Genomic DNA, 21,986 nt, shown 5'->3' with positions numbered 1-21,986 from the left:
GTTACTGAAAAGTAAGATCGGTGAGTTTTAAATACGATTTGCGTACGCCATGTTTATATACTTCAACTTGCGCAAGCTGGTAATCTAATTTAGGTACAAACCAATAATAAGTCGCACGGTTTTTCTTCTTTTTAACTTCTTTGACCTTAACCGCGGTCATATCGCCAAATATCGTATTAATGGTTTCTTCTTGTACGACTTCAAAGGCAATGGTTTCTAGTTTTTCTTCAAATACCCATTCGTAACTGAATGCTGTTTTACCTAACTTAAGATCATTTTGCACTACAATCGTCATGGCCCCGACATCCATTACATCCGGTTTTGATTTTATCTCGACATGGCCATCTTCAAAATCCATTAGAATGTCGCCATTATCCTCAAAAGAAGCCGATGACACATCACCAAAGCCCATTACCGATGTTTCATGTTCGTAACGATCAGTGGTTAATACATTATCTTTAAAATCAAACCACGAATTATTGGTATAGTCGCCAGTGCCAAATAATACGCTGGCTTGCGTTGTCAGTTTATAGCTGTCACCGCTTAAACGGCGTAATGTACGCTCACCACTACCAAATCTAACATCTTTGTAATACACCGCATACTTCGCTTGGAAAGGATAGATTTTAGCTTGAGCTAAAGATACGGTCATCGCATAACTCCCTATAGTCAATATCATCATGTAAACAAATTTGGTCAATATCGTCATTCTCTGAACTCCTTCAAAGTCGCAACCATTAGTCAGATGAAAGCCCTGGCTTCTTTGGTTTATAAGCCTTAATAATTTTAGTCTATTTGCCTTATAGATCTTAATATTTGAGATCTATAAGTACATTTTTAACCATTACTATTTCTTAGTTATTTGATAATCGCGTAACTTATTGGCAATCGCGGTATGGGATACCCCTAAGCGCTTTGCCAACTGACGCGTGCTTGGATAAGACGGATAAAGACGCTCTAATAACAGTTTTTCAAAGCGCTTACAGGCCTCATCGAGTGAGCCATCAAACAAGGCTTCATCAAAACTGCTATTGTTCGTCGTCGGTAAGTTTAAATCACATGGATTTAGTACATCGCCTTCAAGTAACGTCAGTGCGTGATACAAGACATTACGTAATTCACGTACATTGCCAGGCCAAGAGTAAGATTGTAATAGATCCAATACATTACGGCTTAACTGTGGTTTAGTACGCTGAAGTTCATGACTAAACACACTGCAGAACGAATGGCAAAGCGGAATAATATCTTCTTTACGTTCACGTAGTGCAGGCACTGTCATCGATAATACATTCAAACGATAATACAGATCTTGGCGGAATTTACCGTCACTAATCAGCTGTGGTAAATCATTTTGCGTAGTACAAAAAATACGGACATCAACACGGACTTCTTGTTCATCACCAACGCGACGGAAGCAACCAGTTTCCAGTAACCGTAAGAACTTAGTTTGTAAGTACGGTGACATGTCACCAATTTCATCTAGCAATACCGAACCTTCATTGGCTAATTCAAAAATACCGCGCTTGTTTTCACCGTCATCAGTGACGACACCAAACAGTTCTGACTCTGCAACTGCGTCAGGGACAGCCGCACAGTTAAGCGCTAAGAATTGATGTTGTGAACGCCCACTCGCTTGATGACATGCTTTCGCAATCAGTTCTTTGCCCGCCCCGGTTTCACCCAAAATCATTAACGGCGCATCCAATCTGGCTAATTTTTTTGCGGTATTGATTAAGACATTCATTTTATCACTTTTAGCGTGGATCTCATCAAAGGCGGCAAATTGAAAGGTACGCAGGAAATTAAATTGCTTACCAATACGGTCAACAGATTTTAAGATAATCACCGCACCAACTAATTCATCAGGTTTGACGGCGACAGCAGCTTTCGATAGTGCAACTTGATTGATATCACTGCTAATACTCAAGGGGAGAATATCACCAAGAAAATCTTCATCTAATAGGGTCAGTTTTTGTGTTTGCGCGCAGACCTCCTCTGATTCTAGCCATTTAGCAATGGAGAACCCTTTAACGAAATTGCTAATACAATGACCTTTCACTTGTGACTCCAAAAGCCCAAGCGCAGTTAATGCAGGTGTATTGACCAAAGACACTAGGCCTTTTACATCCACCGAAAACACAATATCAGGTAAATTCGTCATCAAGGTTTGAATTTCTTGATGCTCTAGTTCAGAGGGTAGATAACTCACGGTTTTAACGTCGCACACACCGCTAATGCGACGAAGGTTCGCCATTAACGCCTGTAAGTCAGAAAACTCGAGATTCGGTGATTTAATAAATATTCGATCTGGTTGTTGGATCTCAATTGCTGATAAATTAATGTCTCGCGCTAAAAAGCAATCAAGGATCTCTCGGCTGATACCAACTCTATCTTCACAAACTAATTCCAAACGCATTACTGTAACCACCATAAAATACTATGCGTTTATAATAGCATGTAAACAGCGCCATCAATGCCAATAAAATGTAGCAAGTCATATTACGAGCAGATACATTGATGATAGAAATAAATCCTTAGCAAGGCTGTTAAATAACATCCAACCCCAATAAAACTGGCTGATATAAATCGACTTTTACTTCATATTTAAAAAAATTTAACTATTATGGTGTAAAAGCGCCAGATTAACTTGGTTGAACATTGCCTTAATGATAAATTAACAAGGTAAGTAATCGTGATAAAACAATATGCCTATTCTAAATTTGATTAAAAATATACTACCTTTAACCGTTCTCTTGCTGTTAACAGCATGCGGTGAGCAAACCCCAATAAAGCAGAACGGTCTATCTTATTGCACAGAAGGTAGCCCTAGTTCATTTAATCCACAAACTGCCACATCAAATGTGACCCTGGATGCAACAACGAGTCAACTCTATAATCGTTTACTCTTCATTGATCCTAATACGCAGCAATTCAAAGCGGGTTTAGCCATTGATTGGGAAATATCTGCAGATCGTCTCTCGTATCGCTTTTTCTTGCGTAAAAACGTACGTTTTCACCAAACGGATTACTTTACGCCGACGCGCCCGTTTAATGCCGACGATGTTATCTTCAGTTTTACGCGAATACTAGATAAGACTCATCCTTACCATGACGTTTCAAAAGATGGTTATCCATTTTTTCAGGGGATTGAACTCGACCAGCAGATCCAATCACTCGTTAAGATTGATGATTACACCATTGAATTTAATCTCACGTTACCAGACTCTTCGTTTATTGCTAATTTAGCCAGTGATTTTAGCGTTATATTATCTGCTGAATATGGCGATACCTTGCTCGCGTTAAACAAAAAAGCCGATATTGATAACCTGCCGATAGGAACGGGTCCTTTTAAGTTTAAAGAATATCGCACAGATAACTTTATTCGCTATCAACAACACGCGGACTACTGGGGCGAAAATTCGAAAATTGAACAATTAATTTTTGATATCACCCCTAATTCATCATCGCGATTAGCCAAATTGCTCACTCAAGAATGCGATATTATGGCCTATCCGGCGGCAAGTCAGGTAGAGATGATAAGTGAACATGACCGTGTAAAAATATCGGTAGAGACCGGGTTAAACGTGGCTTATTGGGCTTTTAATACTGAAAAAGCCCCTTTTAACAATCCAAAAATACGCCGTGCGCTTGCGCATACCATCAATCAAGAAACCTTATTACAAGCGGTTTATTACAATACAGGTGTAAACGCTAAATCCATTTTACCACCTGTCTCTTGGGCCTATAATCCCTACCTTAAGAGCTATAAATACAATCTTGCCTATGCCCGTCAATTAATTACTGAAGCGGGTTATCCAAATGGTTTCAAAATGAATATTATGGCGTTAAAATCATCACAAGTTTATAATCCAGATGCAGTGAAAATGGCAGAGCTCATTCAATCAGAGCTAGCACAAATTGGTATCGAGGTAAAAATAATAAAATATGAGTGGCAGCTCATGGAAAAGAAATTACAACAAGGTGAATATGATAGTTACCTATTAGGTTGGGTGGCTGATAATAATGATCCAGATAACTTCTTCCGTTTCCAATTAAGTTGCAACGCGATTAACACTGGCTCTAACTATACTCGCTGGTGCAACTCCGAATTTGATGACTTGATTAACCAGGCCGTCACAGAAACAGAATACATTGAACGCGTGACGCTCTATTATCGCGCCCAAGAAATTATTCAACAAGAGTTACCACTGATTCCATTGGCACATTCGTTACGTTTACATGCCTATACATCGGGACTGAAAGGCGTTGAAACAACCGCTTTCGGTGGCATCAATTTCATTAATACAGTACGGCAGTAACTTATGTTTTTTTATATTATAAGACGTATTAATCTACTCGTTATAACGGTCACAGCCTTAACAGTCATTGGTTTTTATCTCCGTAGCAGAGTGCCGGGTGACTTACCGTTAGACGGTAATATACTCAGTAATTACGTCGATTACTTACTTGCGATTATGCAAGGTGACTTAGGCGTAACAAGTGGGACAGGACAACCAGTTCTAGATGAAATATTGACAGTATTTCCCGCGACGTTAGAGCTCTGCTTTAGTGCCTTTATTCTATCGATTATGATTGGTGTACCGATTGGCACAATTGCAGGCATGCAACGTGGTAGCTCACTGGATAGCACTATCATGGGCATCTCGTTGTTTATCTTTTCAATCCCCGTATTCTGGTTAGCATCATTAGTGATGATGTATTTTGCCTTAAATTGGAATTGGCTACCAGTAACAGGCCGCCTTAACTTACTCTATGATATTGATTCAGTTACCGGCTTTATGCTTATTGATACGCTGGTTTCTGATAACCCGCATAGCCAAGATGCATTTTACGATGCGCTTAAGCATTTATTGTTACCAACCATTGTATTAGCGACCGTACCGACGACCGAAGTTATCCGTCAAATGCGTAATCACGTCAGTGACGTAATGAAGCAAAAATACATTAAAGCTGCCGCAAGCAAAGGCTTGAGTAAGACAGAAATTATTATGCGCCACGTACTGCGTAACGCAATCCCCAATATGATCCCGCATTTAGGCCTGCAATTTAGTACCGTGTTAACCACTGCCATGGTCACTGAAGCGGTATTCTCATGGCCAGGTATTGGCCGTTGGTTAATCAATAGCATTTACCAACAAGACCATGCAGCGATCCAAGGAGGGATGTTAACAGTGGCAATCTTCGTGGTGACCGCCAATGTATTAACCGAAATATTGACTGTTGTTATTCATCCAATTCGCAGGAAAGAACTTTATGCCCAACATTAATGTCTTTGGGGATGAACACATTTTGTCTCCAGCAGAGCAAACCTGGAAACATTATTCATCACAGCAAATTGCAATGGCCGCTTTATGGGCGCTAGGCTTATTATTTTTCCTCATGGTTTTTACGCCTTTTATTGCACCGCACGAGCCCGATGTACGCCAAGCGAGCTTACTATTACAGCCACCGTCATGGGATGAACAAGGCACTGTTGATTACTTCTTTGGTACCGATGATTTAGGTCGCGATGTACTATCACGGTTATTATATGGCTTACGCTTAACATTTGGTAATGCGCTACTTATTAGTGTCATCGCGTTGATTATAGGCACGACAATTGGCATTACAGCTGCGATAAGCCGTGGCCTGCTATCGAGCACCTTGCATCACATCATGGACACGGCGTTGTCTATCCCATCATTGTTATTGGCGATCATTTTTATTTCTGTGCTTGGACCTGGTTTAGACCACAGTTTGTTAGCGATTTTACTCGCTTCAATCCCACAATTTATTCGTGGCGTCTACTTGTCCGTTTATCAAGAACTGCAGAAAGAATACATTATTGCCCTCAAACTCGATGGTGCAAACAACTACCGTATTATTCGCTATGGTGTTTTTCCGAATATCATCGAAACACTGGTTAATTTGCTTACCCGCGCTATCTCGTCAGCTATAATTGATATTAGTGCATTAGGTTTTTTAGGGCTAGGTGCACAACGCCCACTGTCTGAATGGGGTACGATGCTATCCGGCGCCACCGATCTGGTATTCATTGCACCTTGGACAGTTGTCCTGCCTGGACTCGCTATTCTAGTCACTATTTTCATTGTCAATGTTGTTGGTGAAAGTTTAAGACAATCAGTCATTGCGGGAGTTGATTAATGGCACTGCTCGATATCCGAAATCTCACGATCGAGATCGTAACACCGCAAGGTACATTAAAAGCGGTAGATAAATTTAACATCACTCTGAGTGATGGTGAAGTGCGTGGATTGGTAGGTGAATCAGGCTCGGGGAAAAGTCTGGTTGCAAAAGCCATTATGGGCATCACCAAAGACAACTGGCGGGTACGTGCTGATCGCTTACGATTAGGGGATATTGATTTACTTAATTTAACCCCTGTGCAACGCCGTCGAGTCATGGGTAAAGAAATTGGCATGATTTTTCAAGATGCCGCCGCTCATTTGGACCCTTCAGAAAAAGCCGGCGAGCAACTTGCTGAAGCCATTCCTTGTGATCAATTTACTGGTCATTTTTGGCAACGCTTTAATTGGCGTAAAAAACAAGCCATTGCCCTCTTACATAAAGTCGGTGTAAAAGATCATAAAAAGGTGATGAACAGTTACCCTTTTGAGCTCTCTGAGGGCCTTTGCCAAAAAGTCATGATAGCGATGGCGATTGCCAAAAAACCGCGCCTACTTATTGCTGATGAGCCGACAACGGCAATGGAACCCAAAACTCAGAATCAAATATTACGCTTATTAGATAAATTAAATAAATTATCCCACACTACCATTTTGCTAATTAGCCATGATTTAGAAACCGTGAGCCTCTTAGCGGACAATATGACCGTGATGTATTGTGGGCAAATGGTTGAAAGTGGTACTCGAGATCAAGTATTTAATCATACGCACCACCCTTATACTGATGCTTTGTTACGGGCAAACCCCGACTTTAGCCGCGTACCACACAAAGCACGTTTAAATACCTTGGCGGGTCAAGTGCCACTATTACATCACCTCCCGATTGGTTGCCGACTGGGGCCTCGCTGTCCTAACGCACAAAAAAACTGTGTGATAACACCGCCAATGCAAAAAGTTAAAGGTCATATGTTTAGTTGTCACTTTCCGTTAAATACGGATGAGTTAAAGAGTAAAAAATGCCAGAAGAAATAATCAACAGCCCATCTACAACACGTATTCAGCCTTTATTACGGGTGGAAAAATTAGGCAAAACCTACATCAACCCGACCGGTTTTTTTAAGCGTCAGGAAGTCGTTGCTGTTAATGACATTTCATTTAGTTTAAATCGAGGCGAAACACTGGCGATTATTGGTGAAACTGGATCGGGAAAATCAACCCTTGCACGGTTACTAGCGGGAGTTATACCGCCGACAACAGGTCATATCTATATTGATGGTTGCAAGCTGGATGTGGGTAATTCAGATTTACGCTGTCGGTCAATTCGTATGGTATTTCAAGACCCTGAAACATCACTTAACCCGCGTACGAGTGTGGGACAAATCTTAGACGCACCACTGCAATTAAACACTGATATGTCTGTGGCTAAACGTACTGAGAAAATAACCGATACATTACGACTAGTAGGCTTGCTACCTGAGTATGCAACCTTCTATCCGCCTATGCTATCAAGTGGACAAAAACAACGCATAGCGTTAGCGAGGGCGCTTATTTTAAACCCTAAAATTATCATTGCTGATGATACCTTATCGACTCTGGATATTTCATTGCGCTCACAGATGATTAATCTGATGTTAGAACTGCAAAGAACAATTGGCATCTCTTATATCATCGTTACTCATAACATGGGCTTGGTGAAGCATATCAGTGATAAAATGATTGTTATGCATCAAGGCGAATGCATCGAACAGGGAAATAGTGAACAGCTTTTTTCTAATCCTACAGCGGCATTGTGCGGACAAATATTGTCGAATCAATATAATATGAAGAAGACTAATTGTAAGTAATTCCCGTCATCGCTGATGACCATTATGGGTTTACACGATAGAACTACATTGTCGAACTACATGATCGAACTTATATTATCAAACAATATCATTGGCATTAATTGTAGCGGTTAACCTGGCTTTGTTTTAATGTCCCTTTCATGTTTTTCATCGCCTTTGCACGCAAGAAAAAACGCCATGTTTGACGAGGAACCCGCTGCTTAATCATATTATCACTCACTAATAAATACTCGGTACTCGCTAGATTCGTAATTACAGTCACCTTCTGACGTGATATATCAAACTCGGCTGGTACATGACTACCATCTTTAAACATACCGAATTCAGTAAATACCAGCCGTTCTGGTTTACCATAAATATTATCTGTCGAGATCCACTCACCTAACAACGGGTTGTCTTTAGGTAAATAAAGCCACACTCCGACCGATAAGATCAGTGTAGTCATAATCAAGGTAATAATATATTTAATCATAAAGCTCGCTTTTAATAACAAAAAATCTCGGTGCAATATCAATCACACCGAGATCCCATTAACTCACTTAACACAGACAACTTTAGCGTCTGGCTAGCCCTGTTATTACGTTATGTTTTATTCTACAACAGCAGGATAAGATACATCAGCCGCTTTAATCAGCGTTTGTATCAACATTTCATAGTCAGCTTGAGCATTGATGTTTTTCAACGTATCCGCTAAACGAGTTGCTTCTTCAGCATTCGTTTCCGCATCACGTACAGACGTGAATTTAAGCAAGGTTACATCGCCATTAAGCGATGTTTCTGTTGCTACGCTTGCTTCTGCAGCAGCAGGTTTCGGCATTGAGAATAATTTACTCAATACTTTAAAGTCTGCTTTTGTATAATCAAAACGGCTTAGCCATTCCGGTGCAGTAAAGCTTGCATCAACACTTGCTAATTCTGTCGTAACATCATCACCAGCATTAATCTTAGCTGATACAGTGCTCATAAAGCTTAATGCTTTTTGCTCTGCTTTAGTCGCTGTTAAACGAGCCACGATTTCAGTATTAACATCTGCTAATGGTTTTGTCGTTTGTGGCTTGTATTCATTAATACGAACAACAATGCTTTGCGTATCAGATAGATTTATGATTTCAGAATTTAACGCTTCCGCAATAAAATCTTGGTCAAATAATGTGCTCACAATGCGTTGATCATTTAATGGTGCAGGAATAGCGTCTGCCGAGAACAGCTCTGTTGACACAATTTTTAAACCAGTCTCTTCAGATGCAACGTCTAGTGAATCAGGCACTTCGAATGCTTGTTCTGCTAATTTCTCAGCTAACTCATCAAAACGTGATACCGCTTGTTCATTCTTCAAACGCGTTTCTATCGCAGCCTTAACATCTGCAAATGCTTTTACTTTACCTGGTTCAACAGCAAGTAGTTTAATGATATGGAAACCAAAATCACTTCGTACTAGCTCGGTTGTCACATCACCATCATTAACTAATGAAAATGCAGCCGTTTCGAATGCAGGATCCATGATGTCTTTTTCTAACCAATCTAATTCACCGCCATTTTCACCGCTAAACGTATCATCTGATGATGATTTCGCTAACTCAGCAAAGTCTGCGCCTGATTGAATTTGTGTTAGTAAATCTTGCGCTTTCTGTTCTGCAGCTGCTTCATCATCATTAAATGCGACAAGGATATGCGCCACTTTACGCTTATCTTCTTGTGCGTAAGATGATTGATGTTCATTGTAGTAACTTTCAGCATCGTCAGCAGCTAATTGGATATCTGCACTGATGTCCTTCATATCCACTAAAATGTAATCAACAGATGCTTGCTGCTGTGTCTGGAAAGATCCACTGTTCGCATTGTAATAATCACTTACTTCAGCGTCAGTAACGACAATATCAGCAGCAAATTTATTTGCTGGCACGATAAGTTGGCTTAGTTGACGTTGTTGATTCTGTAATGCAGCTAATTGCTGCACTTCATTTGGCAAACTAAATTCAGAGTTTACAAGTGCGTCAGTTAATTGTTGCTGAGCAAAATCAGCACGTAGACGTTCGACAAATTGCGCTGGTGTCATGCCACTTTGACGTAACAAGCTAACATAACGTTCATCATTGAAAACACCGTCAGTTTGAAATTCTTGCATTGCAAAAATATAACCACGGATTTTTTCATCGCCAATACGTAATGCTAAGTCATCCGTCATTTGTTGTAATAGATTTTGCGCAACTAACGTATTAAGAGACTGCTGACGTACTTGATTTTGAAATGCAGGCTGTTCCCAACGCGCGGCAAATGATTCGCCTTGTTGAGATTCTAAACGAGAACGATCTGTTCTCACTTGATTTTCGAGTGCTTGTGTTGAGATATCAACACCATTCACTGTTGCCGCAGATTGAGCGCCACCAGTACCTAGATAGCTACTTACACCAGCAAGGGCAAATGTAACGATCACTGCACCTAAAATAATCTTAGCACCCGGTCCTTGTGAACCTTCGCGAAATTTCTCTAACATAATTGTATTCTCTAAACTGCAATACAGTAAATAACAATAAAAACGCACCTTGTGGTGCGCCTTTACTCAATAATTCTTAACGAATAGCTTATGCTTTTAATGCATCTTTTAACAATTTACCAGCTTTAAATACTGGCAGTTTCGATGCTGCTATTTGAATTTCTTCACCTGTTTGTGGGTTACGGCCAGTACGTGCCGCACGATCTCGCACGCTAAAAGTACCAAAGCCCACTAGCGTAACAGATTCTTCTTTTTCAAGTGTTTCTGTTACTGATTCGATCATTGCATCAATAGCACGACCAGCAGCAGCTTTAGAAATATCAGCTTTAACGGCAACACTGTCTATCAGTTGAGCTTTATTCACTTTCTTCCCCTAATCTTAGTTATTTATATAACGGAACATAAATAGAACTAACGTTGATAGCGTTTATAACAAGGTTAAAGTGACTATTCAAGTCTGAATAAACACTCCAACCTATAAAGTCATTACACTATTTTGATATCACTTCGAAAGCATCAGGATGATTTTCTAGCGCAAGCACCAGAACTTCTTCAATCCAACGTACTGGATGAATCTCAAGATCACCGATCACGTTTGCTGGAATTTCTTCTAGATCACGTTCATTTTCTTTCGGAATCAAGACACGCTTAATACCACCACGATGTGCAGCAAGCAACTTCTCTTTCAAGCCACCGATAGGTAATACTTCGCCTCGCAACGTTATTTCACCTGTCATTGCAACGTTTGCACGTACAGGGTTACCCGTTAAGCTAGATACAAGTGCAGTACACATAGCGACACCCGCACTCGGGCCATCTTTTGGTGTAGCGCCTTCAGGTACGTGTACGTGAATATCACGTTTTTCGTAGAAGTCGTTATTGATACGTAACTTTTCAGCACGAGCACGAACAACAGTCATCGCAGCCTGAATAGACTCTTGCATCACTTCACCTAATGAGCCAGTGTAGTTAAGCTTGCCTTTACCAGGAACAGATGTCGTTTCAATCGTCAGTAAATCACCGCCGACTTCAGTCCACGCTAGACCAGTTACTTGACCAATACGGCTTTCACTTTCAGTTTTACCGAAATCAAAACGCTGCACGCCTAAATATTCAGATAAGTTAGCTTCATTGATAACCACTGATTTAAGTGCTTTATTCAATAAAATCTGCTTAACTGCTTTACGACATAACTTTGAAATTTCACGTTCAAGTGAACGCACGCCCGCTTCACGCGTGTAATAACGGATAATTCCCATTATTGCGCTATCTTCGATCGTAACTTCTTTCGCTTTTAAACCGTTTCGCTCAATTTGCTTATCCAGTAAATGCTGTTTAGCAATATTCAGTTTTTCATCTTCGGTATAACCCGATAAACGAATCACTTCCATACGATCAAGTAATGGACCAGGAATATTCATTGAGTTTGATGTGGCAACAAACATCACGTCAGACAAATCATAATCAACTTCAAGATAATGATCGTTAAACGTAGTGTTTTGCTCTGGATCTAATACTTCCAGCAATGCCGATGCAGGATCACCACGCATATCCGACGCCATCTTATCAATTTCATCTAACAAGAATAATGGATTACGTACTTCAACTTTCGCCATTTTTTGGATAAGTTTACCCGGCATAGAACCGATGTAAGTACGGCGATGACCACGGATTTCAGCTTCATCACGTACACCACCAAGTGCCATACGAACATACTTACGACCTGTTGCTTTCGCAATCGATTGACCTAACGATGTTTTACCAACACCAGGAGGACCAACAAGACAAAGGATAGGACCTTTAAGCTTATTAACACGGCTTTGCACTGCGAGATATTCTAAAATACGTTCTTTTACTTTATCCAAACCAAAATGGTCTGCATCGAGTACTTCTAACGCTTTACCAATATCTTTTTTAACTTTTGAACGTTTCTTCCAAGGAACTGAAACCATCCAATCGATATAACTACGCACTACAGTGGCTTCTGCAGACATAGGAGACATCATTTTTAATTTATTTAATTCGGCAATGGTTTTAGCTTTTGGTTCAGCAGGCATTTGTGCTTGCTCAATCTTTTCAGCTAATTGTTCAAATTCATCAACACCATCTTCAGATTCACCAAGCTCTTTTTGAATCGCTTTCATTTGCTCATTCAAATAGTATTCGCGCTGGCTTTTTTCCATCTGCTTTTTAACACGTGTACGAATTTTCTTTTCAACGTGTAATAGATCGATTTCAGATTCCATTTGTGCCATTAGGAACTCAAGACGTTCTGCAACGTTACTTAGCTCTAACACCACTTGCTTGTCTTCTAATTTCAACGGCATGTGTGCTGCCATTGTATCTGCAAGACGCGCAGCTTCGTCGATCGCCGTTACTGATGTTAATACTTCAGCAGGGATCTTTTTGTTTAGTTTGATATAACCTTCAAACTGACCAATAGCAGAGCGAATAAGTACTTCTTCTTCATCGTCAGAGACAGATTCAGAGATCATATATTCAATTTCAGCTTGGAAGTAATCATCGCCATCACTCAAGCTATTTAATTTAGCTCGTTGTGTGCCTTCGACTAATACTTTTACAGTACCATCAGGCAATTTTAACATTTGTAAAATATTAGCGACGGTACCCACGTTATTTAGATCTTCAACTTGGGGATCATCTTGCGCTGCATCTTTTTGTGCAACTAAAAATATTTGTTTATCTGTATCCATTGCGGCTTCAAGACAACGAATTGACTTTTCTCGGCCAATAAACAAAGGAATTACCATGTGGGGATAAACCACAACATCACGCAATGGTAATACAGGGATATTCACGCTTTCCGTACGCTCAAAACTCATCTTGTCCTCACTTATAAAACTGGACTAAGGGCTAATATTGAATATATAGGGGTTATTACTCAACAATCAATGCTAGGAGCTTAAATTATGGAAAATAATATAAAAAAAGGGGCATTGCGCCCCTTTTTAACAGTAAGTGTTTAAAAATCTAACACTAGTCTGCTGATACTACTTTGTTTTCAGTATTTTCATAAATCAAAATTGGTGCTGATTCTTCTTTAATTACAGATTCATCAATCACAACTTTGCTAATATCTTCAACTGAAGGAAGATCATACATAGTATCGAGTAAAACAGCTTCTACAATTGAGCGTAAACCACGAGCACCCGTATTTCGAGACATCGCTTTTTTCGCAATTGCAATCAGCGCATCTTCACGGAACTCCAGCTCAACACCCTCTAAGTCGAAGAGTGCTGAATACTGTTTCGTCAATGCATTTTTCGGTTCTGTTAAGATCTGAATTAATGCAGCTTCATCAAGTTCTGTTAATGTCGCAGTCACAGGTAGACGACCGATAAATTCAGGGATAAGACCAAATTTAACTAAATCTTGTGGTTCAACTTTTGCAAAAACTTGAGATAAAGTTGCTTTTTCAGCTTCACCTTTTACTTCTGCTGTAAAGCCAATGCCACTGCCTACGTTGGTACGCATTTCAATCACTTTATCTAAGCCAGCAAATGCGCCGCCACAGATAAATAAGATCTTAGATGTATCTACTTGTAAAAACTCTTGTTGAGGATGCTTACGGCCACCTTGTGGCGGTACAGAAGCAACAGTCCCTTCAATCAGTTTTAGCAATGCTTGCTGAACACCTTCACCCGATACGTCACGAGTAATAGAAGGATTATCAGATTTACGTGAAATTTTATCAATTTCATCAATGTAGACAATACCACGTTGGGCTTTTTCTACATCGTAATCGCATTTTTGCAATAGTTTCTGAATAATGTTTTCAACATCTTCACCAACATAACCAGCTTCAGTTAATGTTGTTGCATCAGCCATAGTAAAAGGTACATCAAGAATACGCGCTAACGTTTCAGCTAATAATGTTTTACCACTACCAGTTGGACCGATTAATAAAATATTACTCTTACCTAGTTCTACACCGTTTGATGTATCGCCATTGCGTAAACGCTTATAATGATTGTATACCGCAACTGCTAATACTTTCTTAGCATGATCTTGGCCAATGACGTAATCATCTAATTTGCCACGAATTTGATGCGGTGTTGGTAACTCATCACCTTCACGTTTTGGTGCAATTTCTTTAATCTCTTCACGAATAATATCGTTACAAAGATCAACACATTCATCACAAATGTAGACAGATGGGCCAGCAATTAGCTTACGTACTTCGTGTTGGCTTTTGCCACAAAAAGAACAATAAAGTAATTTACCGTTATCCCCATTTTTTGTTTCTGTCATTCGATAACCTCACATTACAGGTAGAAAATCTTATGCCTAATCTTAATTATGGCTAAAAGAGGCTCGACCTGTCAAAAATTACTTAATCACGTTTTGTTATTACTGTATCGATAAGACCGTAATCCATCGCTTCAGCAGCCGTCATATAATTATCACGGTCTGTATCTGCAGCAAGACGATCATACTCTTGACCAGTATGTGCAGCTAATATTTCATTCAATTTACGCTTAGTTTTAAGAATCTCATTGGCGTGAATTTCAATATCAGATGCTTGACCTTGATAACCACCTAGCGGTTGGTGAATCATAATCTTAGCGTTAGGTAATGCGTGACGCTTACCTTTTTCGCCACCAGCAAGAAGGAATGCCCCCATGCTCGCAGCCATGCCCATACAAATTGTAGACACATTTGGTTTGATGAACTGCATGGTGTCATAAATTGACATACCCGCACTAACAGAACCGCCTGGTGAATTGATATAAAGGAAAATATCTTTATCTGGGTTTTCTGATTCTAAGAAAAGTAACTGTGCAACAACTAGATTAGCCATGTGGTCTTCAACCTGGCCAGTCAAAAAGATTACACGGTCTTTTAAAAGTCGAGAATAGATGTCATAAGAACGCTCACCTTTAGCTGTTTGCTCAACAACCATAGGGACTAACGCGTTTGACGGAGACTCTGTGATATCATTAAAAAATTTTGACATATTATCATCCCTAAATAAAAATGGCCCAAGTGAAATACCCTCACTCGAGCCATTATAGCGCTTAATTACGTATTTTGTTCAATCGAATCAACAATTATGCGTTTTGAGTCGCTTTATTCATTAGTTCTTCAAACGCAACTTCTTTTTCTGTAACGTTTGCTTTTTCTAATACTAAATCAATAGCTTGGTCTTCAACAGCTACGTTACGAACGTTTTCTAGTGCTTGCTCGTTGTCTTTGTAATGTGCGATAACTTCAGCTGGATCTTCGTATGCAGACGCCATAGATGCGATCATGTCTTGAACACGAGCGTCATCAGCTGTGATTTCGTTTACTTTGATGAATTCACCAAGTACTAGACCAATTTTAACACGACGGCTAGCTTGCTCTGTGAATAATTCATCAGGAAGTTCTGGTGCGTTTTGTGGTGCCATTTGGCCAAAACGTTGCATAGCTTGCTCACGTAATGTAACGATTTCTTGCTTAACTAGTGCAGCAGGAACGTCGATATCATTTGCTTCAACTAATGCGTCAAGCACTTTAGTTTTTGTGTCAGCTTTGATAGCTTGCTCAAGTTCACGGCTCATGTTTTTGCTGATTTCAGCTTTTAAAGACTCAAGAGTACCGTCTTCAACACCGAATTTACCTACGAATTCAGCATTGATTTCTGGTAGTTCTTGCGCTTCAACAGCGTTTAGCGTGATAGCGAAGCTTGCAGTTTTACCTTTCAGGTTTTCTGCATGGTATTCTTCAGGGAAAGTTACTTCAACAGTGAACTCTTCGCCTGCAGATTTACCTACGATGCCTTCTTCGAAACCAGGGATCATACGACCTTGGCCCATAGCTAGTGTGAAGTCTTCAGCTTTGCCGCCTTCAAATTCAACACCATCGATGCTACCGTTGAAGTCAACTTTAACTTGGTCGTTAGCTTCAGCAGCGCGATCAGCAGTAACCCACTCAGCGTGTTGCTTACGTAAAGTTTCGATCATGCCATCAACATCTGTATCTGTTACTGAAGATACTGATTTTTCGATTGTGATTGCTTCGATACCAGCAACTTCGAATTCTGGGTAAACTTCAAGTGTTGCAGTGAAAGAGAAGTCTTCGCCTTCTTTAACAGCTGCAGGTTCAAGCGTTGGTGCGCCAGCAAGGTTTAATTTTTCAGCTACGATTGCTTCGTAGAAGTTACGTTGCATGATTTCGCCAGCAACTTCTTCTGCTACAGCAGCGCCAAAGCGTTTTTTGATTACTTTAGCTGGTACTTTACCTGGACGGAAACCGTCGATACGTTGAGTTTTTGCTAAACCACGTAAACGATTGTCGATTTCTTTGCTAACTGTTGCAGCTGGAACTGTGATAGTTAAACGGCGCTCTAGGCCTTGAGTCGTTTCTACAGAAACTTGCATTTAGATACCTCTAATGAATTTATTAACATTTCCAACTGGAAATTTAAGACGCGATATTATAGCTAGCAGCAAGAAAAAAATCGAGCATTGCCACTCTAAATAGCACTTTAATATTTTATTTGCTTATAATGTATGGATGAAAAGTCAAAATTCAAGAACAAAAATGACTTTTATGACGAAATAAGAGGAAAAACTACAAATTTACAGTGTAACAACTTCACTTTGGTCAATTACTCACCATCACGATAAGATCTCGACTCTCTTGCTTTCACCTACAGTGAACGATATGTATGCGTCTGTAGAAAATTAAAACTTACACTATAATCAATTTTACATGAGCCTGAACAACTGGCTTTGGATTGCTATTAGGAGTTTTTATGACCCTTGTCGAAATTGAACGTACATTTTTAGATTTCACTAATCAACTCGAATCACTCAAAGAAAAATACCCCAATCCTGAGATGATGCAGCATATTGATAACTTGATGACCGATACCCAAATCATCAAATTAAAAGTGATGCGCTTAGACAGCGTAAAAGAACAGGACCAACAAGACTTGTCACAATCGGTGGCTTGCCACATCAAGAAATTACAAGAACAGATATCAGCACTAAAAAAATCTTTTGAAATCGTCACCTTCAATGCGTGAAACACGACAGATAAAGTAGTTTATCTTCATCATAAATAGCGCAATTAACATTTCTGTAACTATACTTCGGCAAATAACAGTGGATTGTTAAATGCTGGCCGTTATCGCAGGGAACTAACACAATTCACTCATTATCTAATCTATATTTTGCGAGTCATTATGGATAATTCTGAGGGAGGTTATGTGCGCTTATCTAAACTAACGATAATATTAATCGCATTTGTACTAGGGATGGGATCAACACCGCTATTTGCCCAGCAATCTACACTGAATATGACCGAAGGCGTGACGGGGATCAGTAATACCGTTTATAACTTACACATGACCATTCTCTTTATATGCATTGCGATTGCGATCATCGTGTTTGGCATTATGTTTTGGTCTTTATATCGTCATCGTAAATCTAAAGGTGCCGTGGCCGCCAAGTTTCATGAAAGTACCACGGTAGAAATTATTTGGACTGCGATACCGATTGTCATTTTAATTGCTATGGCAGTCCCTTCTACACAAGCCTTAATCTTGATGGAGGATACCACAGAAGCAGATATCACCATTCAAATCACCGGCTCACAGTGGAAATGGCATTATCGCTATTTCGATGATGATCTGGAATTTTATAGCCGCTTAACCACCAGCCAAGCAGAAATTAATAATGAAGTAGAAAAACAGCCGTATTACCTCAAAGAGGTCGATAACCCGCTTGTATTACCCATTAATAAAAAAATCCGTTTCTTGATCACTGCAGATGATGTGATCCATTCATGGTGGGTACCCGCCTTTGCGGTAAAAAAAGACGCCAACCCCGGTTTTATTAATGAAGCTTGGACCAGGATTGATACACCAGGAATTTATCGCGGCCAATGCGCTGAGTTATGCGGTAAAGATCATGGATTTATGCCCATAGTCGTCACCGCATTAGAGCCTGCGGCATATGATACTTGGTTGGCGCAAGCAAAAGTAACTGCAAAACAACAATTGCAAGCAGAACAGGACAGCTTGACAAAAACGTTAGACATGCCTGCCATGATGACTCTCGGCGAATCTGTCTATAATCGCGCTTGTGCAGCTTGCCATCAAGCTGGAGGGCTAGGTATTCCTGGTGCATTCCCAGCACTTAAAAACAGTCCTATTGCACTTGGCGACGTGAATAAACACATTGATATAGTCCTACACGGGGTATCCGGCACCGCAATGGCAGCATTTGCCAAACAGTTAACTAAAAAAGAGCTCGCCGCAGTTATCACCTATGAACGTAATGCTTGGGAAAATAACACCGGTGATATTGTGCAGCCAGCGCAAATCGACACTGCATTAAGCAATAGCAACTAATCGGTAATTCAAGGGACTGCACATGAGCGATATACAATTAAAAGATAATGCAGAGCAAGTAATTAACTCTACTCCTGACGCACAGCACGATAACAGCCACCACGGTGCACCAACAGGTTATAAGCGTTGGTTATTTTCGACTAACCACAAAGACATTGGTAGCCTGTATTTGTGGTTTAGCTTAACCATGTTTTTTATTGGTGGCGCTATGGCCATGATCATTCGAGCCGAGCTATTCCAACCAGGTCTACAGTTAGTCGAGCCGAATTTTTTCAACCAAATGACCACATCACACGGCTTGATCATGGTGTTTGGCGCTGTCATGCCCGCCTTTGTCGGTTTGGCCAACTGGATGCTGCCACTGATGATTGGTGCGCCAGATATGGCGCTGCCACGGATGAATAACTGGAGCTTTTGGATCTTACCGTTTGCCTTTTCATTACTGCTTCTATCGCTATTTACAGAAGGTGGCGGCCCTAACTTTGGTTGGACATTCTATCCACCGCTATCAACCAAATACAGTCCCGACAGTACTGCTATGTTTGTCTTTTCAGTACATTTAATGGGGATCAGCTCGATAATGGGCGCAATTAACGTCATCGTGACAATTTTAAATATGCGAGCACCGGGCATGACATTAATGAAAATGCCAATGTTTGTGTGGACTTGGTTAATTACCGCATTCCTATTAATCGCAGTGATGCCAGTATTGGCGGGTGCAGTGACCATGATTTTGACCGATAAATATTTCGGTACCAGCTTCTTTGATGCCGCAGGCGGTGGTGATCCCGTACTCTTCCAACATATATTTTGGTTCTTTGGTCATCCCGAAGTATATATTATGATCTTGCCATCATTTGGCATCATCTCTGCCATTATACCAACCTTTGCCCGTAAACAATTATTTGGTTATCACTCGATGGTGTACGCCACTGCATCCATTGCTATTTTAAGTTTCACCGTGTGGGCACATCACATGTTTACCGTCGGCTTACCGCTTGCTGCAGAACTCTTCTTTATGTACTGCACCATGCTGATATCAGTGCCAACGGGGGTGAAAATATTTAACTGGGTAGCAACACTCTGGCGTGGTTCTATCACCTTTGAAGTGCCGATGCTATTTTCACTGGCATTCATCGTCCTGTTTACTATTGGTGGATTCTCAGGGTTAATGCTGGCGATCACCCCTGCTGATTTTCAATACCATGATACCTATTTTGTTGTGGCTCATTTTCATTACGTACTGGTGACGGGGGCAGTGTTCTCGATTATGGCAGCAGCTTATTACTGGCTACCGAAATGGACTGGATACATGTTCAATGAAAAGCTGGGTAAATGGCATTTTTGGTGTTCACTTATTTCGGTCAATGTCCTGTTTTTCCCAATGCATTTTTTAGGACTTGCAGGTATGCCACGCCGAATTCCGGACTACGCATTGCAATTTGCTGATATCAATAAAATAGTCAGTATTGGCGGGTTCCTATTTGGATTATCTCAGTTGATTTTCGTTGCTGTGGTTATTATGGCGGTGCGTGGTGGTCAAAAAGCCCCTGCCAAACCGTGGGAAGGGGCTGAAGGATTAGAATGGACAGTGCCTTCACCAGCGCCCTACCATACCTTTGATACACCGCCAGAGGTGAAATAATGACAACGCCGAAAATAAAAAAGCACTTACGATGGCTGACTTTTAGCGCCGTCGGTATGTTTGGTTTTGGTTTTGCTTTAATCCCGCTCTATGATGTTTTTTGTGACATTACCGGTCTAAACGGCAAAGATTATAGCCGAGAATCATCCGTACCGATGACAAGCGTCGATGAATCTCGCACCGTTAAGGTTGAGTTTGTCACTTATCTAAGTAAACAGCTGCCTTGGCAATTTAAACCTGAGATGAACAGTATTGAGTTACATCCCGGTGAACGTTATCAAGTCAGCTTTGTTGCCACAAATCAAAGTGATCAAGACACTTTCGGCCGTGCCGTTCCCTCTATCAGCCCTGGTTATGGCGCGCAATATTTAGTTAAAACGGAGTGCTTTTGCTTCCAAGAGCAAATGTTAGCAGCGAATGCAGAGGCTATGATGCCACTTATTTTTTATGTCGACCCAAACATACCCGCTGATATATCGACATTAACTCTGGCTTATACCCTGTTTAAAAACGAGCCCACAACTGATTTAGCGATGAGTCAACCAAAGTAGCGATGCGCTAGGAGCCTTGTAATGCAAGATGATAACGAATATGCCAAAGCACCCAAAAATTACTACGTACCAGCCAGTAGTATTTGGCCTTTAGTCGGGGCAATTGCCCTGTTTATTATTGCCATTGGCGCAGCCACCACCGTACAACTCGTCGGTAAAGAAGGCAGTAATACCGGCATCCCTATTTTATTTATTGGTATCGCCATTTTATTGTTCATGCTAGTTAGTTGGTTTCGTAATGTCATCAGCGAATCAATGAAAGGCCTTTACAATGAACAGCTCGACCGTTCATTTAGAATGGGTATGTTGTGGTTTATCTTTTCGGAGGTGATGTTTTTTGTGGCGTTATTCGGGGTATTATTTTATCTGCGTAACTTGTCGATTCCCTGGCTTGGTGGTGAAGGTAATAACGCCATGACTCATGACGTTATTTGGTCTGAGTTTATCCCGACATGGCCACTAACAACGACCCCAGATGGCCGAGTAACCCAAGCCATGCCTTGGTATGGATTACCATTAATTAATACGATCATTTTAATTAGCTCATCTGTGACATTACATTTTGCGCATCATAATCTGCTCGCCAAACACCGTGCGAAACTAGTGACTTGGTTAGCGATGACAGTAACTCTTGGGGTTATCTTTTTATTTTTCCAAGCCGAGGAGTATATACATGCCTATCAAGCGCTATCATTACGCTTTGACTCCGGTGTCTATGGCAATACTTTTTATATGCTCACAGGGTTTCATGGTATGCACGTTACTTTAGGCGTGATAATGCTAACTGTGATGCTATTTCGTGTCATCAATGGTCATTTTACCCCAGGTAAACATTTTGCCTTTGAAGCATCTGCTTGGTATTGGCATTTTGTTGATGTGGTATGGATCATTTTGTTTATTTTTGTCTACATCGTTTAGCTATTGCTCAGCCATTTATCAATAAA

19 protein-coding genes are annotated in these 21,986 nt (G+C 40.5%); 10 read left to right on the top strand and 9 right to left on the bottom strand.

Annotated features, from left to right (window positions below):
• Position 1: 1 nt before the first annotated feature.
• Both FR932_RS01545 and tyrR read right to left on the bottom strand, forming a co-directional pair.
• Positions 2-652, bottom strand: a complete 651-nt coding sequence (locus tag FR932_RS01545) for a DUF3108 domain-containing protein (protein ID WP_240532382.1) — start codon at positions 650-652, stop codon at positions 2-4.
• A 195-nt stretch (positions 653-847) separates the two neighbouring features.
• Positions 848-2,416: a transcriptional regulator TyrR gene (gene tyrR / locus FR932_RS01540; protein ID WP_019440912.1), complete on the bottom strand. Its 1,569-nt coding sequence runs from the start codon at positions 2,414-2,416 to the stop codon at positions 848-850.
• Between the two features lie 289 nt (positions 2,417-2,705).
• Here tyrR and sapA point away from each other — a divergent pair, with 289 nt between their 5' ends.
• Genes sapA through FR932_RS01515 form a run of 5 tightly spaced genes read left to right on the top strand, consistent with a single transcriptional unit; the run spans position 2,706 to position 7,990 of the window.
• The gene (sapA, locus tag FR932_RS01535; RefSeq protein WP_019440911.1) at positions 2,706-4,319 is read left to right on the top strand and encodes an ABC transporter substrate-binding protein SapA; all 1,614 of its coding nucleotides are present in this window, start codon (positions 2,706-2,708) and stop codon (positions 4,317-4,319) included.
• A 3-nt stretch (positions 4,320-4,322) separates the two neighbouring features.
• Positions 4,323-5,288 (top strand): ABC transporter permease, encoded by a 966-nt coding sequence (locus tag FR932_RS01530; protein ID WP_019440910.1) that lies wholly within the window; start codon positions 4,323-4,325, stop codon positions 5,286-5,288.
• Positions 5,275-6,165: an ABC transporter permease subunit gene (locus FR932_RS01525; protein WP_019440909.1), complete on the top strand. Its 891-nt coding sequence runs from the start codon at positions 5,275-5,277 to the stop codon at positions 6,163-6,165. Before FR932_RS01530 ends, FR932_RS01525 begins: the two co-directional genes overlap by 14 nt.
• Complete coding sequence (locus tag FR932_RS01520) at positions 6,165-7,178, top strand: peptide ABC transporter ATP-binding protein (RefSeq protein ID WP_019440908.1); 1,014 nt, start codon at positions 6,165-6,167, stop codon at positions 7,176-7,178. Before FR932_RS01525 ends, FR932_RS01520 begins: the two co-directional genes overlap by 1 nt.
• On the top strand, positions 7,163-7,990 hold the full coding sequence (locus tag FR932_RS01515) for a peptide ABC transporter ATP-binding protein (protein ID WP_019440907.1): 828 nt from the start codon (positions 7,163-7,165) through the stop codon (positions 7,988-7,990). Before FR932_RS01520 ends, FR932_RS01515 begins: the two co-directional genes overlap by 16 nt.
• A gap of 97 nt (positions 7,991-8,087) precedes the next feature.
• Here the strand turns inward: FR932_RS01515 and FR932_RS01510 are convergent, their stop codons facing one another.
• The 7 genes from FR932_RS01510 to tig all read right to left on the bottom strand — a co-directional run bounded on the left by FR932_RS01510 (position 8,088) and on the right by tig (position 16,867).
• Positions 8,088-8,462 carry a hypothetical protein gene (locus FR932_RS01510; RefSeq protein WP_019440906.1) on the bottom strand — a complete coding sequence of 125 codons (375 nt, stop codon included), beginning with the start codon at positions 8,460-8,462 and terminating at the stop codon, positions 8,088-8,090.
• 117 nt (positions 8,463-8,579) lie between these two features.
• Positions 8,580-10,484, bottom strand: coding sequence for a SurA N-terminal domain-containing protein (locus FR932_RS01505; RefSeq protein WP_019440905.1), 1,905 nt, complete (start codon positions 10,482-10,484; stop codon positions 8,580-8,582).
• An 88-nt stretch (positions 10,485-10,572) separates the two neighbouring features.
• Positions 10,573-10,848: an HU family DNA-binding protein gene (locus tag FR932_RS01500; RefSeq protein WP_019440904.1), complete on the bottom strand. Its 276-nt coding sequence runs from the start codon at positions 10,846-10,848 to the stop codon at positions 10,573-10,575.
• Between the two features lie 127 nt (positions 10,849-10,975).
• Complete coding sequence (lon, locus tag FR932_RS01495) at positions 10,976-13,327, bottom strand: endopeptidase La (protein WP_019440903.1); 2,352 nt, start codon at positions 13,325-13,327, stop codon at positions 10,976-10,978.
• Between the two features lie 154 nt (positions 13,328-13,481).
• Positions 13,482-14,756, bottom strand: coding sequence for an ATP-dependent protease ATP-binding subunit ClpX (clpX, locus tag FR932_RS01490; RefSeq protein WP_019440902.1), 1,275 nt, complete (start codon positions 14,754-14,756; stop codon positions 13,482-13,484).
• Positions 14,757-14,838: 82 nt separating this feature from the next.
• Positions 14,839-15,462, bottom strand: coding sequence for an ATP-dependent Clp endopeptidase proteolytic subunit ClpP (gene clpP / locus FR932_RS01485; protein WP_019440901.1), 624 nt, complete (start codon positions 15,460-15,462; stop codon positions 14,839-14,841).
• A gap of 94 nt (positions 15,463-15,556) precedes the next feature.
• Positions 15,557-16,867 (bottom strand): trigger factor, encoded by a 1,311-nt coding sequence (gene tig, locus FR932_RS01480; RefSeq protein WP_019440900.1) that lies wholly within the window; start codon positions 16,865-16,867, stop codon positions 15,557-15,559.
• A gap of 377 nt (positions 16,868-17,244) precedes the next feature.
• Between tig and FR932_RS01475 the strand changes: the two genes are divergently transcribed.
• The 5 genes from FR932_RS01475 (at position 17,245) to FR932_RS01455 (ending at position 21,960) form a co-directional block, all read left to right on the top strand.
• Positions 17,245-17,517, top strand: coding sequence for a hypothetical protein (locus FR932_RS01475; protein WP_019440899.1), 273 nt, complete (start codon positions 17,245-17,247; stop codon positions 17,515-17,517).
• A gap of 231 nt (positions 17,518-17,748) precedes the next feature.
• Positions 17,749-18,846 carry a cytochrome c oxidase subunit II gene (coxB, locus tag FR932_RS01470; protein ID WP_240532385.1) on the top strand — a complete coding sequence of 366 codons (1,098 nt, stop codon included), beginning with the start codon at positions 17,749-17,751 and terminating at the stop codon, positions 18,844-18,846.
• Between the two features lie 22 nt (positions 18,847-18,868).
• A complete protein-coding gene (gene ctaD / locus FR932_RS01465; RefSeq protein WP_019440897.1) occupies positions 18,869-20,491 on the top strand; it encodes a cytochrome c oxidase subunit I in 1,623 nt (540 codons plus the stop codon).
• Entirely contained in the window at positions 20,491-21,042 is a 552-nt protein-coding gene (locus tag FR932_RS01460) for a cytochrome c oxidase assembly protein (RefSeq protein ID WP_019440896.1), read from the top strand. The genes ctaD and FR932_RS01460 overlap by 1 nt, the downstream gene beginning before the upstream one ends.
• Before the next feature lie 21 nt (positions 21,043-21,063).
• Complete coding sequence (locus FR932_RS01455) at positions 21,064-21,960, top strand: cytochrome c oxidase subunit 3 (RefSeq protein WP_019440895.1); 897 nt, start codon at positions 21,064-21,066, stop codon at positions 21,958-21,960.
• Positions 21,961-21,986: the final 26 nt, after the last annotated feature.

The sequence above is a fragment of the Moritella marina ATCC 15381 genome (genome assembly GCF_008931805.1).
GTDB classification, from domain to species: Bacteria; Pseudomonadota; Gammaproteobacteria; order Enterobacterales; family Moritellaceae; genus Moritella; species Moritella marina.
The sequence above is the reverse complement of the archived record's forward strand: the minus strand, read 5'-3'. Positions and strand labels throughout refer to the sequence as shown.